Here is a 16,236-nt window from a genome sequence, read left to right as displayed (position 1 = left end):
GATAAACATGAAGAAATTTACAATATATAGGATCGTGTTTTTTATCGCCCTGTTAACCGTAATGGTTTCAGCCTGTAAAAAACTCGACCTGGCACCGGTAAACAAATTTACCGATTCCAATTTTTGGACAACTACCGAAAAAGCAAGCAGTGTGCTAAATACCGCTTATTCGCAGATGTTCCGCAGCGATTATTTCTTTTATAACGAAGGGATGTCTGATAACGCCTACAATGGTCGCGGTGATAACAATGGCGTTGCATCACTTGCGGCGGGTACCTATGATGCATCGTTGGGGCGTGTTAAAGAAGAGTGGGATTATCATTATTCGGGCATTAAAACCTGTAATATATTTTTAGAGAATGTAGATAGGGTAACCGCGATGGATGCCGCGTTAAAAAGCCGTATGAAAGCCGAAGCAAGATTTATCAGAGCTTTTCATTACTTTCAGCTGGCAACCTGGTTTGGCGATGTGCCTCTGTTTGATAAAGATATCTCAATAGATGATTCAAAAACTATTGCCCGCGCACCAAGAGCTCAGGTAATTGATTTTGTACTTAAAGAACTTGACGCTGCCGCGGATGCTTTACCAATAAACACCGCCTATGCCGCTGCCGATAGAGGCCGGATTACCAAAGGAGCAGCCATTGCGCTTAAAGCAAGAGTTTACCTGTATGACAGCCGTTGGCAGGATGTTGCCACTACCTGCGAAAAATTGTTAAATGATAACAGTAATGGTACTTATGGTTTATTCCCATCGTACGAAGGTTTGTTTTTGCCCGAGAATGAATATAATAACGAAGATATCCTCGACCTTGAGTTTGTTCCGATCATCAAAACATACAATCAATTCTTTGATTTTGCGCCGTTGGCCGTCGGCGCACGTTTAAACGCGCTTGCACCAACACAGGAACTGGTAGATAGTTACCTGATGACTAATGGCAAAAAGATTAGCGATGCAGGATCTGGCTATAATGAGGATAATCCTTATGTTAATCGCGATCCACGGATGACCAATACCGTTGTTTATAACCTTTACAAATGGAAAAAGCCCGATAACAGCGTAGTTACCATTTATACCAAACCTGGTTCTGATCCCGGTACGGATAAACTTGATGAGTATGCACCGGGTAAAGTGAGTTCGCCAACAGGTTACTATATCCGCAAATATTACGACCCTACATCTGCCGTAAATTTCCAGTCGGGTTTAAACCTCATGATGATCCGCTATGCCGATGTGCTGCTGATGTATGCCGAAGCTAAAAATGAATTAGGGCAGTTAGATGGCGGAGTTTGGGATAAAACCATAAAAGCGCTTCGCGCCCGTGCCGGCTTTACCGATGCTGCAGCATTGAATTTTAGTGGTGCTGCCCAGGCCGATTTACGCGATATTGTACGCACCGAACGCCGTACCGAACTGGCTATGGAAGGTCTCCGCATATTCGATATACGCCGGTGGAAAACTGCCGGAACCGTTTTGAACGGTTGGGCGCATGGAGCCAAGTTTGGCCCGGCCTCTGTAGATAATGGGTATATCCGTGCCAACCTGAGAAGCTTTGATAAAAGCAAGGCTTATTTATGGCCGGTACCAAGGGATGAACGAGCCGTTGATCCAAATCTTACTCAAAACCCAGGCTGGTAGTTCAATAATTATTTATAAAAAATTATAATCAATTAAGATCATGAAAAAAATTACTTTCTGCCTTATGGCAGGCATATTGGCTTTGATCATCGTATCGGGCTGCAAAAAAGATAAAACACTTAATCATACCCAGGTATCGGCAGTAAATAATTTTTTTGCTCCTGCCGATAATAAATTTATCAAACTTGAACCTGCATCAGGTGCCGCGTCATTTGAATGGGAACAGGCATCGGCCGAAGATAACGGGCTGGTATTGTATGAAGTTGCTTTTGATAAAGACGGTGGTAATTTTTCAAAGCCGATTTACACCATGCCGTCTGATGGTAACGGTTTATACAATAAACTAACCATCTCTTATAAGGACTTAAACAAAATTGCCGATCTCGCGGGCATTCAGCCACAGGAAACCGGCAAATTAAAATGGACCGTAATGTCGTCCAAAGGGATTAATGTTCAAAAAAGTAGTCTTTCGCGCACTATTGAGATTCAACGCGCTGCGGGTTTTAGCGAAATTCCCGCTGATTTGTTTATCACCGGAACAGCCACCGAGGGTGGTGACGACTTGACTAAAGCCGTCCATTTTAAACAAACAGCCACCGGAGTTTTTGAAGCTTATACTTCGTTAAAAGCAGGTGTTTATCATTTTGTTGAACGTAATACCGGCACGCCTGCAACTTATTCTATAGATGGCGTTAAGCTGTTAAAAGACGGAAGTACAACTGTAACCGGCGATACTAAAGTTGAAAAGATTGTAGTTGATTTCACTACAGCTTCGGCATCAATAACCCAGGTGGTATCAGTAGGGCTGTGGTTTGCTGCCGATAATAAAATCTGGTTTAATCTGCCATATGTAGGGGGCAGCAGCTGGGAAATTGATAATGCATCTATTGTTTTCCACCAGGAATCATGGGGCCGCGACGAACGGTACAAATTTATGTATACCCTTAAAGATGCCGCCGGAACCACATCTACGCAATATTATGGAAGCGTTAATTCAGATAATAACGCGGCAACTGCAACAACTGCCGCTGCTTATTATTACATGGTACCTGTAAACAGTTCGCAATATGATTACTGCTTTAAGTTTGACCACCGTGCCGATAACGGTAAAGCGGATATTAAAATCATCTGGAACGCCGATGTTCCGGCTTATACCCACGTTGTTACCGTTAAGTAATAATTTATCAACCCGGTGCCTGTAAAATTTATTGGCACCGGGTTTAAAAACTAATTTATGAACACCATCACTCATTATATAAAACAAGCGGCACTTATGGGTTTAATTCCCATTGTGCTAACATCATGCCTTAAGGATAAGCCTTTCCCACTTTATCCCAATAAAGTAACTGCGCCCGTTAACTATAAGTATGCAGAAACGGCTGATTCTTTACAAGAAAAGACCTACAGCACTTATCTGTCGGCCAATGGAAATTACTTTGTGCAGGATAATGCCGGCAATACCACTTATAATTACTGGCCGCAAGCCCATACCCTGGATATTTTTACAGATGCTTTTTTGCGTACTAAAAATGAAGTATTTAAGCAACGCATGAAATCATTATTAAATGGTACGCGTATTACCAATGGCAACAAATACCCGAATGAATATTATGACGATATGGAGTGGCTGGCCCTTGCCAGTTTGCGCGGGTACCAGGCAACTAACGATAATGATTATCTTGATGTGGCCAATACTTTATGGACGGATATTAAAACCGGCGTTAATAACAACCAGGGAGGTGGTATAGCCTGGCGTAAATCGCAGCTGGATTATAAAAATACACCGGCAAATGCACCGGCTATTATATTCGCTTGTCGTTTGTATGCTTTAAAAAAGAATGATGCCGATCTTACTTTGGCAAAAAGCCTCTACACTTGGTTAACGTCTACATTGGTCGATCCATCAAGTGGGATTATCTGGGACGGTATAAACGGGAATCATGACGGACAGATCAGCAAAAATAAATTCACCTATAATCAAGGTGTTTATATGGGAGCCGCGCTTGAATTATACCATGTAACCCAAAATGCAGATTACCTGGCCGATGCCGTGAGGAACGCAACAGCCACTATCAACGACACCGATATTTCACCTGGTGGTCTGTTAAAATCAGAGGGGCAGGGTGATGGTGGTTTGTTCAAAGGGATCTTAGTAAGATATTTGACATTGTTGATCCAGGAGCCAGCAGTTAGCGATAACGATAGGAATGCTTACGTTAAATTTTTAAAATACAACGCCGAAACGTTATATACCAAGGGGATTAGTCGACCTGCTTTATTCATCAGTCCCGATTGGAAAAGTTTACCATCCGGTACTACCGATCTTACCACCCAACTGAGTGGGGTTATGATGGTAGAGGCTGCTGCTATCTTGAAAGCCGCAGGGAAATTCTAAAATTTAAAAGTATCTTCCGGGGTGTTACCGGAAGATACTTACGCTTACCTATATTATGAAAAACATTATCTTAACGCTTTGTATAGGCGTTTTCTTTGCTTTACAAGCATCGGCACAAACAGTTCCCGATTATAAAACCCGTATTGCCATCATCAATAAAAACATCTATGATAAGTTTTATGATGCAAAGGAAAATCTTTATTTTGAAACTAATGATTCGGCAACAAATAAAGGTAATCATTCCTTTTTGTGGCCTTTGTGCGCGCTTGTACAGGCAGCAAATGAAATGGAAACGGGTAATCCCTCAAAAAGCTACATAGCCCCGGTTATGAAAGCAATTGAACAATATTACTCAACAAAGCCGCCCGTACCTGGCTACCAGGCTATGGTGGTTAAAGAAAAAGTAGATTCCCGGTTTTACGATGACAATGAATGGATTGCGATTGCGTTAATGGACGCGTACGCCCGCAATCATAAAAAGGAATACCTGACTATTTCCCAAACTATTTACCGTTTCCTGTTATCCGGTCATGATATGGTTGGTGGCGGCGGTTTTTATTGGGTTGAAAGCGATAAAAAAGGAAAGAACACCTGTTCAAATGGTCCGGCTATTTTAGTTGCGTTGCAACTGTATAAGGCAACACATCAAAAAGCTTATCTTGACACAGCCATTGTTACTTATAACTGGGCTAAACAGTACCTTTTATCGTCCAATGGTATTTATTATGATGCCATTAAAGTACCATCGATGAAAGTAGATTCGGCCTATTATACCTATAACGCAGGAACGATGCTGCAAGCAGGGGTGATACTCTATAATATAACAAAAGATAAAACGTATCTCGACGATGCCGAAAGTGTAGCCAAAGCCTCTGAACAACATTTTTATAACAATGGCAGACTACCGGGAAATTACTGGTTTAACGCAGTGCTGTTACGCGGCTACATTGAACTTTACAAAGTTGATAAGGATAAAAAACAATTGCAGTTTATAGTTGATGATGCAGATCGTACCTGGTTAGAGGAAAAAGATGACAAAAACTTGTTGGGGCTTAAAAAGGTGAAAGCGCTAATTGATCAGGCAGCTATGTTGGAAATTTATGCGAGACTTGAGAATTTGAAGCTTAAGTAGCGGTTCTCATTTGATGAGGAAGAAAATATCTTGGTCACTTGTTAATTAAAGCAGATGAAATGTTTTATGATTTCTTTACATTCTTAAGCTCGCTTACTTGTTGTTGAAGTATAGAAACCTGGTTTTCAAGAATTTTTAGTCTTACTTCATTTACCCGATTTTGAGTTTCCTGGATAACCCTAACTTCCTGTAAATTACTTTTTAATTGGAAATAAGAGGCCATAACGGTAACTACAATGCTACCTGTACTAATGATAGTAACTATAATATTCTTCAGCGTAATGCCCCTGATTTCGCGATGTTCAAGCGTTGTCATGATTATTGATTTGTGGTTTGTAGGGTGTCTGGTTCAATCTTATCGCTCACTGTGGCATTAGGCTCAACCTGCTTTACCGCAAACTGCGATACCGCCGCTATGGTTGCGCCAATTGCCGTAGCTATCGCAGAAATACCAGAAGGTACAATGCCGATTTTAGTTAATGAAAAGGCCAGAGTAACCACGCCCGCACCTAAAACCTGGGCCTTTTTAAAAAAAGAGGGTGTATCAGCCATGATACGTTGCCATAGAGAAAGTTTTTCTTCCATGAGATGAAATATTAAAGTTATGAAATGAGTTATTTTGTGATATTATGCGCGTGAAATGATGCGCAGAATAGTTTTGCTATTCGATTTGCAACAATCGATAGCAAACTTTACAATCAATGGGAAACAGGTATTTTATTTGAATCTTTCCTTAAGCTTCAAAAATCGGAGCTCAAAAAAGTTATATGATAAGTAAGAAATTATAAAGAGTACAGGAAGATTTAAAAATAGAGAATTGGAATATTTAAATGTGTTTTCCCAGGGCTGTTTATATAAAAATATCTGCTGCCATATGTAAATGCTGTAAGACAAGATTCCCAAACGAACGGAGTATTTATTTTTTAGTATCATACCCAGGAAATCCTCAGAGTTAATCAAAATCAAATAAATAACTAATGCAATTATAAGGGAAAATATAATCGAATTTATATAGTCATTGTGAATGAACTTCGTACAAGTTACCCTGAATATCATTGCATTTAATAATAAAAACGAGCTGAAATAATTATTTGTTTTTGTTTTAACAGTTGGGATGTTTTTTCTGAACATTAGTATGGAAAGATAGGAACCAATTAAAATAGAAGGTGTACCGTTCTCAAAGAGATTGATTAATAAAAACGTAATCTTATGAACTAAGTAATTGCTGTAAAAGATACCGACATTATGAAACCCAAGGGATTGCAATAGAGGCACTGATAAGATTATAATAAAAATAAGTCTGATGTAACTCTTTAAGCTGTATACCAGAATAACAGGGAAAACAACATAAAACTGCTCTTCGATCGCTAATGTCCAAAAGTGGCCGTTGAACCAGTTGCTGGCATAGTTAAGATGAAAGTTTTTGACGTATAACGCAGATGCAACAAAAGACCTAGTGGATAGATTAAGATTAAAAAGATAGTTTAGAACCAGTAATATGATTAAAAAAAGATAGGCAACTGGTAAAATTCTTAATACTCTTCTAATGTAAAATCGTTTTAAAGACACTCGTCCATTTTTAAGTTTTTCCTTTAATATCAAGGACGTAATCAAGAAGCCGCTTAAAACAAAGAAGATTTCTACCCCGACATTTGCTAAAGCCAATAAAGCCCAAGAGGTGTTTAAAAGCATGTGACCAAACAGAACTGTTAGTATGGCGAAACCTCTCAATCCATCCAAAGCAGGAATGTACGATAAATTTAAAACTTCGGGAACGGTGAATTTATCGAATTCTGGACACTTGTTAATCTTTAACATGTTTCAATTATACGAAATTCCCAACATCGTTAAAGTCTTTTTTCTGTAATCTCAAATGAATAAAAAGTATAATGATTCTATGACCGTTTGTATGGGTAAAATTAAAAAGAGCTGTTTTCATGGTGAATGAAGCCTCAAATTATTAAAAAACTACGTTGCTATTGATGCCTCAAATATCGGCTCCCATTTTTAAACATAATTTATAACACTATTGTATCCATTACGGTTTTCAGTTTGGCAGCTAATAATGCTTGTCCGGCTGGATTGGGATGAACACTGTTTGGCGCGTCGGCGAAGTAGGCGTTATCAACAGGATTGAATTGAGGTATTGCAAAATAATCTGCCAATCCATCATATTTTGTATGATCTGATCTAATCAATTCGTTCAACTGATTAATATATGTTTTATTAGCTAAACCACCCTGATCTGTCATTGTAGACGCTATAACTTTTGCGCCTAAAGCTCTCATATCACTTATATAAGACATTAAACTATTATAATAGGCGATGGTTAAACTACTACTATTAAGCCCTGCAATATCATTAGCACCTATTAGAATTGAGATCACAACCTTATATCCCTTTGATATTGCATCTGTAATTGTTGCGCTTACAAACGCTTTTCTACCGTACAATGTATTTGAATTTATATTGTCTCCTACAGTTCCTAATTGCGCACCTGTATATGCTGCGCTCATACCGAAAAGTTGAGGTGTATACATATCACGTACCAACCTTTGGTAAGAACCTTGATTATCTGTGATACTATCCCCTTCGGCTATATAGAAGAATTCGTGCCTGGTTAAAAAGTGGTTCTTTAACCTCATTCTTTCTTTCATGATTGAAACGGCTGTATTAATATCTGATTGACTTAATTTTGACCCCCAAAATGCCGCACATGATATATCAGCACTCGACCTGAAACCAGTAGCATCGGCACCCAAAAGTAGATAGAAGGTAGAAACTACGGATGCTGCATTTCTTGTATTTGTCATTATTCTAATACCATTCAAATACATATCTGCCCCCGTTGAATTGTAAGATACCGTAAATATCAACCACTCACCGCCAAACATGTTAAAACCAGTTAACGAGTGGTGGATATTGTCAAAAAAAGTATTGGTGTCTAAAACCTCATTATTGTTAAACAAAGCGTAGTTATTATGACCTTTGTCGCAAAGAAGCGATGTCCCGTTTGGATTATCGGTATGTCGCATTTTAATTGCATACTGTACGGTTGCTTCGGGTATTGTAAAGCCTGTTCCTAAATTCGGGAAGGTAACTAAACCATTGCCAGTGCCGTTAAAATTTTGCATGCCTTTGACTGGATTAAAGCTTAAATCAGCATTCAACCCATTGGGTATATAGTCGGTGCCTCGATACCACATAACATCCTTTATCAACGGTGACGCTATACCGGGGCCAGCGCCGGGGAGCAGGCGAATGTTAGAAATAATAAAAGACAGTGTTGCCGGAACGCCGCCCGTTCTTGCGGCTAAAAGAATTAAGTCGTTACCAATTAATGTGTCAGTGTCGTAATCAACGGATGCTATTGTTAGCGTCTGATCTGTATCCGTTAAAGGAAGTTCGTTATATGTAGAACCATCCCCAATTTGTCGTGCTCCATAATAAACGCTTTTGCCTGAATCGCCCGATAGTAAGCGAATTTCCATCGAAAGACTCCAATATCCGGCGGGAATAGCCGCTTGCGACTTAAAGAACTTTAAAAAAGTTGCGAAATTAGTCGAATAAGTGTTTACAAAATCTACCTGATATGAAATATCGTTTAATGGTGTAACTGTAATTGTACCGTTATCTGTAAACGGCTCAAAAAAAGCAAATTGAGTAACGTTAAAATCGAGCGTTTCCGAAGATCCTACACTTTTTATCTTATTATTATGATAAGCAACCGCAGATGAATCAAAGTCTACAATAGGATTTGCAGGCATTATACCTGGAATTTGATTATAAATCCTTTCTTTAATCTTTGCAAGGGTTGTTAGATTAGTGGACGGTATTACTCCTTGAAAAACCGCTTTACCTCCGACAATTTTATACTTTCTTAAAGACGTGTTATTAGCATCAGCAACATTGAAAAAAGTACCTTCGGTTGCTGCGACCTTGCCTGCTGCTAATGTGCTATAAGTGACATCGTCGACTATTGTGGCAACAACAATTGTACCCAAGCAAGCATCCGTTGCCGTTGCATAACTGCCATTTGCTGCCTGATTTGCAGTAATTGTTACGTCACCGGTTGAAACTGCATGTAGGTAAGCATTGCCGTCAGTAACAACAATTGTGGCTTTAGAAGTATCAGACGAAGCAAATGTAACAGCACCGAGGCTACTTGATACATAGCCTAACAACTGATCTACATCGCCAACGGCCATTGTTTTAATAGGATTGATATAGAAAAGGGGAGTATCATTAGATATTGGAATATTAAAAGCAACCGTATTTTCCAATGCCGAACTTGCGGGATTTATTCCGATTGACTTTACACGTACACGCAAAGAGCCTATTGGTATAACGATATTTAAACCGTTCGTAATGGTATATGTTCCATCTCCGTTATTGGTTGTGTTCGATAGCGTGCAAGGCATCCACGCACCGCCATTTACTTGGTATTCGTGGTCTGTTAGTGGTCGTTTCATTATGCTTCGCCTCCTGTATATGTAAATGTGTTTGCTTCATCATCTGTTATGCCATTGGTTGGAGGTTCGGGTGTAATTACATCGGGTAATTTGTACCTTAACTCCCCTGTTGTTGTTCTATACATAGAATAAGGACTTAAACTAATGGCCGCCACGTCACTCGCATAAATTGGTGAATTTTTTATATAAGCTATCATATCAAATTCGGGTTTACTAGTAAGTGTATCTATCTGCCCCTGCAACCCTGCATCCGCCGCCTCCCTTGCCGTAACCTCCGCTGCTAACGCGTCTGATTCCGAGTTATCAAGTGAAAACCCTTCAGGCCATACGCCGTTTGTTTTAGGTCCATAAAAAACGTAGGTTGAAGTATTGATATAATAATCCCCGTTGGTGCCGGTGTAAAGGTTTGATGGCGTGCCGGTGCCGCTTAGAATAGTTTTTCCATTAGTGCCTGCTGCGCCCGTGGGGCCGGCCGGGCCTGTTGAGCCCGGCGGACCGGTTTGCATTGAAAATACCTGGCTCCATGTACCTGCCACTTTTTTATAAAAGATACCGCTGAGTGTATTTATAAAAGTGTCATCGTTTTTGCCAACTGTGGCACCCGGTACGCTTGTGCCGTAAAGAACCGAGCCATCAGAGGTACTGTTAGTGGGGAAGGTGTAAACAATTGCCCACACACTTGCCATTTTTTGCGCTATGTTACCTGCTGTGGTATTGATGAATACGTCGCCGTTTTTGCCGGATATGTTTGGAGGCAGGGAAGTGCCGAAGGAAATAGCCGCGCCTACAATTAATTCGGCACCAATAAACTCAAGTAACGTATTAAAGGCGAATTGATAGTCAACTCCGTTTTTTAGCACTATGGAGCTGTCCGATCCGGCTATGGAGGAAGCTACCGGTAAGTCGCTTATTTTTTTGTCGGTTGCCATCAGTTTAAAAATTCGGTAATGGTTAAATTGTAATTGTTGTAGTTGCCGGGGTAGTTGTAATCGGTTTTGTCTACCCCACGAATACGTGGGCCCGACTGTCTGCTGCTTTTGTTCTTAGCGTTGTAACGCCATAAAGGGAAATCTGACTTGTTATCCCATAAAAACTTTTCTATATCGTTGGCGTAGGCGTTGGCTATACTGCGTTGCTGTTGCACCAGTTTCACCACCTCGGGCGAGGTTAACGCGTCGCCATTATCATGGCGTTTAATAACCGGTCCCGTTGCGGTGTAGTGTACCGCATCATTTTCAATAAAACGGGCGAAGGTAAAGTATACCATAGTAGGAGCCAGGCCTTCGTATAACACAATATGTCCATAATTGTCCAAGTATTCAGTGCCGTTTACCAGGTCTTTATAAGGCTGTGGCGCATCGTCTTTTAGGGTCCCATCTTCATTAAAATGAGTTAAAAGATCATAGTATAACGCATGCCCTAAAAAAGGTTTCAGATCAAGTTCCTGGGCTTTTTTGATAAAAACTTTAAGGCGTTCCGGTTTGATGTTTACAGCGATATCTTCAAATGGCTGAAACGTATTTTGATTGATAAGATAGATCATAGTCCTCCTTTAAACCTCTCCAGATCGGGGAGGCTATCTTTAAATTTTAATAAATCTGTTAGTTGGTTTTATCTCATCAAATCTTCGTTATCAAGACTTCGAAGAATGGAGATGTCGTCGAAAAACGACGAATTAAACATTAAATGAAGGCCGCTTTAACTGCACATGGCTTCTGCTTCATCTTGTTTAAAGCCATAAGCATAAACAAGCGTTGCTATTTTGTTTTTGAGCGGAATTGTTGACAGGAGTAAATCATTGATGCTCTTTCCTGCTTTAATGCCTGTGTTATCATCGGCAATCATCGCGACAATGGGAGTGATGCGCCAGTTTCCCTTTGGATTGATGTTGGTATAAAAATGACTGAATATTTCGGCAAGCGTTTCAGCAAGATCGGTTCTATCGGCAGCCGTATTGTCATTAAACTCAATGATAGCTTGCTTTTTTTCACTGCCATTGCTTAAGCCAGATGATTTTTCGGCATTGATAAGCTCCCTGGGTACCGAAAAACCTTTGATAATCCTGGCCTCTACAGATCGTTGGGTGGTTTCAAAAAGCTTGTCATTATTTTGAATAGGGTAGGCCTTAAATTCTGGTTTTGAGTTTTCGTCCTCGTACTCAATAACAATAATCTTTTGCGCGCTTTTTACGCCCTGAAACGCTCCAAGGTCCTGCTCCATTTGCGATGGTACGTTTATTCCCGCAAATTCATCGTCGCCAGATTTGCTGTTATCAGCCTCTTCCCTGCGCGATTGCATAAACAACATAGTTGAAGGTAAAAAGCCGGTAGTTACTTCCCGATTGTTAAAGGTTTTGATACCTGCTTCGGTTTCAAAGTCTTCCCAAACAGAATCAGCTTCAATTAGCGGATAGTCATCGATCTCGGGATTAAAGTAAAATAGTTGACCTTTGTATTGTTCCCAGCCGCCCGCATTGGTAACCTGTTGCTGAACGATTGTTGGATCGGGAGCATATTTATCTAAAAATGTGATCTTGCTACGCATAATGTTTTTCCAGGTTTTGCGGCCCCAGTCATTATAAACAGCAAACTTACCAGCAGTTTCGGGGCAATCAGTATCGCCCATACGGATGTCCTCAAATTTGATATAATTTACTGATGATATCTTGAAATTGGCATTATAGTTTACGTGGATGCCAAAGCCGGTAAATAGAGCTTTATCCGTTGCCAAAGCTTTTAATAGTTTTGCTACCGTGAGCCCATGGGTATTAATGACCTGCTTCCCTAAATCTGTTGCTTCAACCCCGTTTCCGGCTATAAATTTGGTTCTTTTGTTCCAACAGTCTTTGGCCGTTGGCGATCCTGCAACCAATTCCAGCATTCGTTGTGGGTAAGCGTTATCCAGGTCGTAATTTAAAATACCGTAAGTTTGGTTGGGCCTTACCAATATGCGGCGTTCAATTTGTGGTAGGTAGGTTTTCATATGCCCTCCTTACCCCCTGAAGGGGGAGTTAGCTTACTAACTTCTTTCGTTTGATCTTTTGATTGCATTGTTGTGGTTTTCTTATTTCCCTTTCAGGGGGGAGTATTTGTTTTTGTAGTATTGAGTTTTGATGAAAGCCAAGGAAAATATCGGAGGTGATTAGTTTAAGCCTTAACTAAAATCAAAGCTTCAAGAGCCGCAATAGTACTTGTATAAGTTGCCGGACCTGATTGCGGTGCTATAGAAATAGCCCGTGGTGGATAAGGTTCTTTTAACTTGTCCGGATTGGTAAGCTTAAGTTTATACCCACCATCTAAGGTTTCGTCAGCAGCGTTACGCTCCGCGTCGGTTAGGATCAATCCATTTACCGCGCCAAAGAGTTCAATAGCCGAGTCGCTCGATTTGTAATTGTTAACAGCTATAGCCCTTAGCCTGCCGTATCCCATTGCCATCAATTGCGTTTTAATATCTATGGATAAACCGGCAATATTAAAATCTATTTCCTCGGTATAGCGTGGTCCTACCTGCGTTTTGGTAAGTTTCGACATGGTGTTGAAACTGTTATTGGTACCCTCAAATTTGTAGATCATGGCACCGTTAACAGATGTAAGGCCTGTTATGATTAAAGGGTTTGTAACGTCATAAGTTATGGCGATATCATCCTGATTAAAAATATATATCACATCTTCTATTCCCGATGTTATAGGCTCATCCACACCCAGTTGAAAGCCCGTGTTTATTTTATTATAAATTGACATGTTTTAGTAATTATTGAATTATTGATTGAATGAATTATTGAAGGTTGAGTGCTGAATTATCGACTTATTGTTATTTATCAAATCAATAAATCGATAATTCAGTAATTCAATAATTGGACTTAAGCGCTTAAATAAAACAGCTCGTTGGCAAATTTGAAATTAACGGCTGCTTTCATGCGGGCCTTCATGCGTACCACGTTATCGTTGGTGTAGGGCTTCATGTAAACGGTTGATAGCTCGGATGCATCACCTAACAAGTCTACCCCAAGGAAAAGGTTTGATGAGCGTGCGCCTAAAATGGTATTGGCTTGCCAGTGGTTCATGATCTGTAAGGGAATACCCAGGTAGTCCATCTTTTTCATATCGGTAAAAGCGTTGATAACGTTTAGCGCCTTGTTGGCCTGTGCCTGGGCATAAGCGTAACCAACGTGTAGGGGAATCTGAAGGTTAAAGTCAGTTTGAATCCTGTCGGCCGGATCAAGTTGAGCATAAACACTACCCAATACCTGTAGTACATTGCTCACATTAATGTAGCTGATGCTTGCACCTGACGCCGAACCGGTAAAAGTTGCCGGCTTACGACTGTTAATTTCGTTGTAGTTGCGTACCAGTTTAAAAGTAGTGGCGCTTAAAACCTGAATAAAGTATGATTGTCCCTGTACATCAATGCCCGGCGCGCTGTTGGTAGTATCTTTGCTCGTACCTGTTACCCCGGTAATCGTAACTACATCGCCATCGGCTAAAGTCGAGGTATCGTTTACTGTAACTACGCCTGATGAGCTAATAGCCGTGGCACTTAAAGAGGTGGCCGGTTTGCCTAACCCTACTTTGTAAACGCCCGCCGCTGCGGATATAGTTGGCAACAAACCAGGGAAAGGAGCGCTGAAAGTTGCTTCTTTTGTTGAGCCTTTGCCCAGCCAGTATAAACGTTCATTAGCTACTTGTATTTTGGTTAAGTACCGCTGAACCATAAAGTCTGATAGATCAACCACGCCTTCATAATCCATAAACGCGCCGGGTTTTAATGATTGCGCTTCCCAGCTTTGCGCCAGTTTATCCCATTGTTCCTGCTTCATAAACTCGTAAACTACTGGGTCAAGGTAGCTTTCGGTTTGTTGGGCGGTTGTATCCTGATCATGGAAAATACCTGAAGGATCTTGCAGTAACACGTCGTCGTCAACATCAAGAATTATTTTGCGCGCTTTAACGTCGTTAATAACGGTGAGCAGTCCGCGTTTTACGGAATCGGCTTCCAGTAATGTGCTTGCCATAAACCCCGCCAGCGCTTCGCCGGCATAGGAATTGTTTGTAAATGTAAATTGAGCCATTTTTGAGTTTTGTAGTTCTATTGTTTATTGGAGTTGGTAACAAGTAATTAATATCAAGTTTCAAGATTTTTCACTTTCGGACTTTCGGACAAAAGACTTTCGACAAAAAGCAATGTAGCTGTCTTGCTACTTGATACTTACTACTTGATACTATTTATTAATTGCTTTTTTCACTGCATTTTTAGCCAGCTCGCTTTGTGGGGCGAAGAAAGGTGTAGTTTCGGTTTTTGCTTTGTTGCTGCGTTTAGAACCTTCGGGGGTAAACGTTGATTTGATTTCGTTTTTAACTTCAGTATGTGTTTTTTGTAAACGATTGCCGGCTTCTTCTAAAGCTGTGCGGGCTTCGGCCAGCAATGCGTTTTGAGCATGCAACCGGGCCTTTAAAGTTTGCAGGCGGTTTTGAATTTCAGTAGCCTTTTTACCGGGACTTAGCTTATCCGTAGGCACATCGTCGTCGTCATCTTCTGCATCGGGGTTTGCCTCTGGTGCGGGCGTCACTTTTTGAACCTGACCTTCCTTTACGTCAATCTTTTTGCCATCCGCGGTGGTGTAGGAGTCGGTTGTTGCCGGGCTACTCATGTCTTCGTCATTGTACACCTCGGTACCTTCGCACATTTCGCCGGCGTGGTGCAGCGTTCCTTTGTCGGTAATGGTTTGTTTGTTCACTACTTTTTTGAAGAAGTTCATAATCTTATCCAAAACCGACGTGGTTTTCTCGATAAGGTCTTTGTTTTCGATGTTCATGTTGTTTTTATTGTTTAAGATTTTGTTAATGCAGCGTTGGTACATAGCAGGAGCGCTATTGGTGTATTCTTTTATTAGGGCAATGTTGGTAATCTCGGGCTGATAGTCTTCTATCCAGTCAATAAAGCCCATATCCAGGGCCTGGTCGGCAGTCATCCATGTAACGGAGTTAATTAAGCTGTTTATGGTAACTCCGTCTAAACCGGATTTATCCATATAAATCTGCGCCAGCCGAGATTGTACCACATTTAACATCTGCACGTCTTTTAAAAGCTCGTCGGCATTACCGCCGCTACCCACCATGGGTTTATGGATCATCAATAAAGCGTATTTGCTCATTACAATAGTTTTGCCAGCCATGGCCACTACGGATGCTGCCGAGGCGGCCAAAGCATCAATATAAGTAGTTACGTTGCCTGGATACTTTTTAAGCAGATCATAAATAGCGATGGCATCAAAAGCGCTGCCGCCTACCGAGCTGATGTGCACTTCCAGATCCTGTCCCGCAGCTTCCTGCAATTGCGTTTGGATATAGGCCGATGATAAATTACCTGAGCCGATGCAATCGGTTTCGGTATCATATAAATAAATTTTGTAACTCATCTTTTTAGATTTGAGATGTTAGATATGAGATTTGAGATTTTGTCCGGAAGTCCGTGAAGTTGGAAAGTCCGGAAGATTCTTTGAAGAAACCAATCTGTATGAGATTGATGTTTTTAATGCCGATTGGCATAATTCAAAGGTCGCTATTTGTCTTTATTTTAATGGTGACAGTGTTTTGTCAGT

14 protein-coding genes are annotated in these 16,236 nt (G+C 40.7%); 4 read left to right on the top strand and 10 right to left on the bottom strand.

The genetic code is table 11. The features are described from left to right. Positions 1–7 precede the first annotated feature (7 nt). The 4 genes from QWZ17_RS18085 to QWZ17_RS18070 are packed head-to-tail and all read left to right on the top strand — an operon-like array spanning position 8 to position 5,166. Positions 8–1,639 carry a RagB/SusD family nutrient uptake outer membrane protein gene (locus tag QWZ17_RS18085; RefSeq protein WP_290306697.1) on the top strand — a complete coding sequence of 544 codons (1,632 nt, stop codon included), beginning with the start codon at positions 8–10 and terminating at the stop codon, positions 1,637–1,639. Positions 1,640–1,679: 40 nt separating this feature from the next. After that, positions 1,680–2,816, top strand: coding sequence for a SusE domain-containing protein (locus QWZ17_RS18080; protein ID WP_290306696.1), 1,137 nt, complete (start codon positions 1,680–1,682; stop codon positions 2,814–2,816). Between the two features lie 57 nt (positions 2,817–2,873). After that, positions 2,874–4,034, top strand: coding sequence for a glycoside hydrolase family 76 protein (locus QWZ17_RS18075; RefSeq protein WP_290306695.1), 1,161 nt, complete (start codon positions 2,874–2,876; stop codon positions 4,032–4,034). A 55-nt stretch (positions 4,035–4,089) separates the two neighbouring features. Beyond that, the gene (locus QWZ17_RS18070; RefSeq protein ID WP_290306694.1) at positions 4,090–5,166 is read left to right on the top strand and encodes a glycoside hydrolase family 76 protein; all 1,077 of its coding nucleotides are present in this window, start codon (positions 4,090–4,092) and stop codon (positions 5,164–5,166) included. 64 nt (positions 5,167–5,230) lie between these two features. On the opposite strand, the gene QWZ17_RS18065 is transcribed toward QWZ17_RS18070, so the two are convergent. The 10 genes from QWZ17_RS18065 to QWZ17_RS18025 all read right to left on the bottom strand — a co-directional run bounded on the left by QWZ17_RS18065 (position 5,231) and on the right by QWZ17_RS18025 (position 16,053). Continuing rightward, the gene (locus QWZ17_RS18065; protein ID WP_290306693.1) at positions 5,231–5,482 is read right to left on the bottom strand and encodes a hypothetical protein; all 252 of its coding nucleotides are present in this window, start codon (positions 5,480–5,482) and stop codon (positions 5,231–5,233) included. 2 nt (positions 5,483–5,484) lie between these two features. After that, positions 5,485–5,751, bottom strand: coding sequence for a hypothetical protein (locus QWZ17_RS18060; RefSeq protein ID WP_290306692.1), 267 nt, complete (start codon positions 5,749–5,751; stop codon positions 5,485–5,487). A gap of 132 nt (positions 5,752–5,883) precedes the next feature. Continuing rightward, positions 5,884–6,984: an acyltransferase family protein gene (locus QWZ17_RS29675; protein ID WP_353959508.1), complete on the bottom strand. Its 1,101-nt coding sequence runs from the start codon at positions 6,982–6,984 to the stop codon at positions 5,884–5,886. Positions 6,985–7,184: 200 nt separating this feature from the next. After that, a complete protein-coding gene (locus tag QWZ17_RS18055; protein WP_290306691.1) occupies positions 7,185–9,638 on the bottom strand; it encodes a GDSL-type esterase/lipase family protein in 2,454 nt (817 codons plus the stop codon). After that, positions 9,638–10,567 carry a hypothetical protein gene (locus tag QWZ17_RS18050; RefSeq protein ID WP_290306690.1) on the bottom strand — a complete coding sequence of 310 codons (930 nt, stop codon included), beginning with the start codon at positions 10,565–10,567 and terminating at the stop codon, positions 9,638–9,640. Before QWZ17_RS18050 ends, QWZ17_RS18055 begins: the two co-directional genes overlap by 1 nt. Continuing rightward, positions 10,567–11,181 (bottom strand): DUF6712 family protein, encoded by a 615-nt coding sequence (locus QWZ17_RS18045; protein WP_290306689.1) that lies wholly within the window; start codon positions 11,179–11,181, stop codon positions 10,567–10,569. Before QWZ17_RS18045 ends, QWZ17_RS18050 begins: the two co-directional genes overlap by 1 nt. 155 nt (positions 11,182–11,336) lie before the next feature. Next, entirely contained in the window at positions 11,337–12,620 is a 1,284-nt protein-coding gene (locus QWZ17_RS18040) for a hypothetical protein (protein WP_290306688.1), read from the bottom strand. 164 nt (positions 12,621–12,784) lie between these two features. After that, the gene (locus tag QWZ17_RS18035) at positions 12,785–13,378 is read right to left on the bottom strand and encodes a hypothetical protein (RefSeq protein ID WP_290306687.1); all 594 of its coding nucleotides are present in this window, start codon (positions 13,376–13,378) and stop codon (positions 12,785–12,787) included. Between the two features lie 119 nt (positions 13,379–13,497). Further along, a complete protein-coding gene (locus QWZ17_RS18030; RefSeq protein ID WP_290306686.1) occupies positions 13,498–14,706 on the bottom strand; it encodes a hypothetical protein in 1,209 nt (402 codons plus the stop codon). A gap of 150 nt (positions 14,707–14,856) precedes the next feature. Further along, entirely contained in the window at positions 14,857–16,053 is a 1,197-nt protein-coding gene (locus QWZ17_RS18025) for a head maturation protease, ClpP-related (RefSeq protein WP_290306685.1), read from the bottom strand. Between the last annotated feature and the right edge of the window lie 183 nt (positions 16,054–16,236).

Source organism: Mucilaginibacter flavus (assembly GCF_030409315.1).
GTDB lineage: Bacteria > Bacteroidota > Bacteroidia > Sphingobacteriales > Sphingobacteriaceae > Mucilaginibacter > Mucilaginibacter flavus.
The sequence above is the reverse complement of the archived record's forward strand: the minus strand, read 5'-3'. Positions and strand labels throughout refer to the sequence as shown.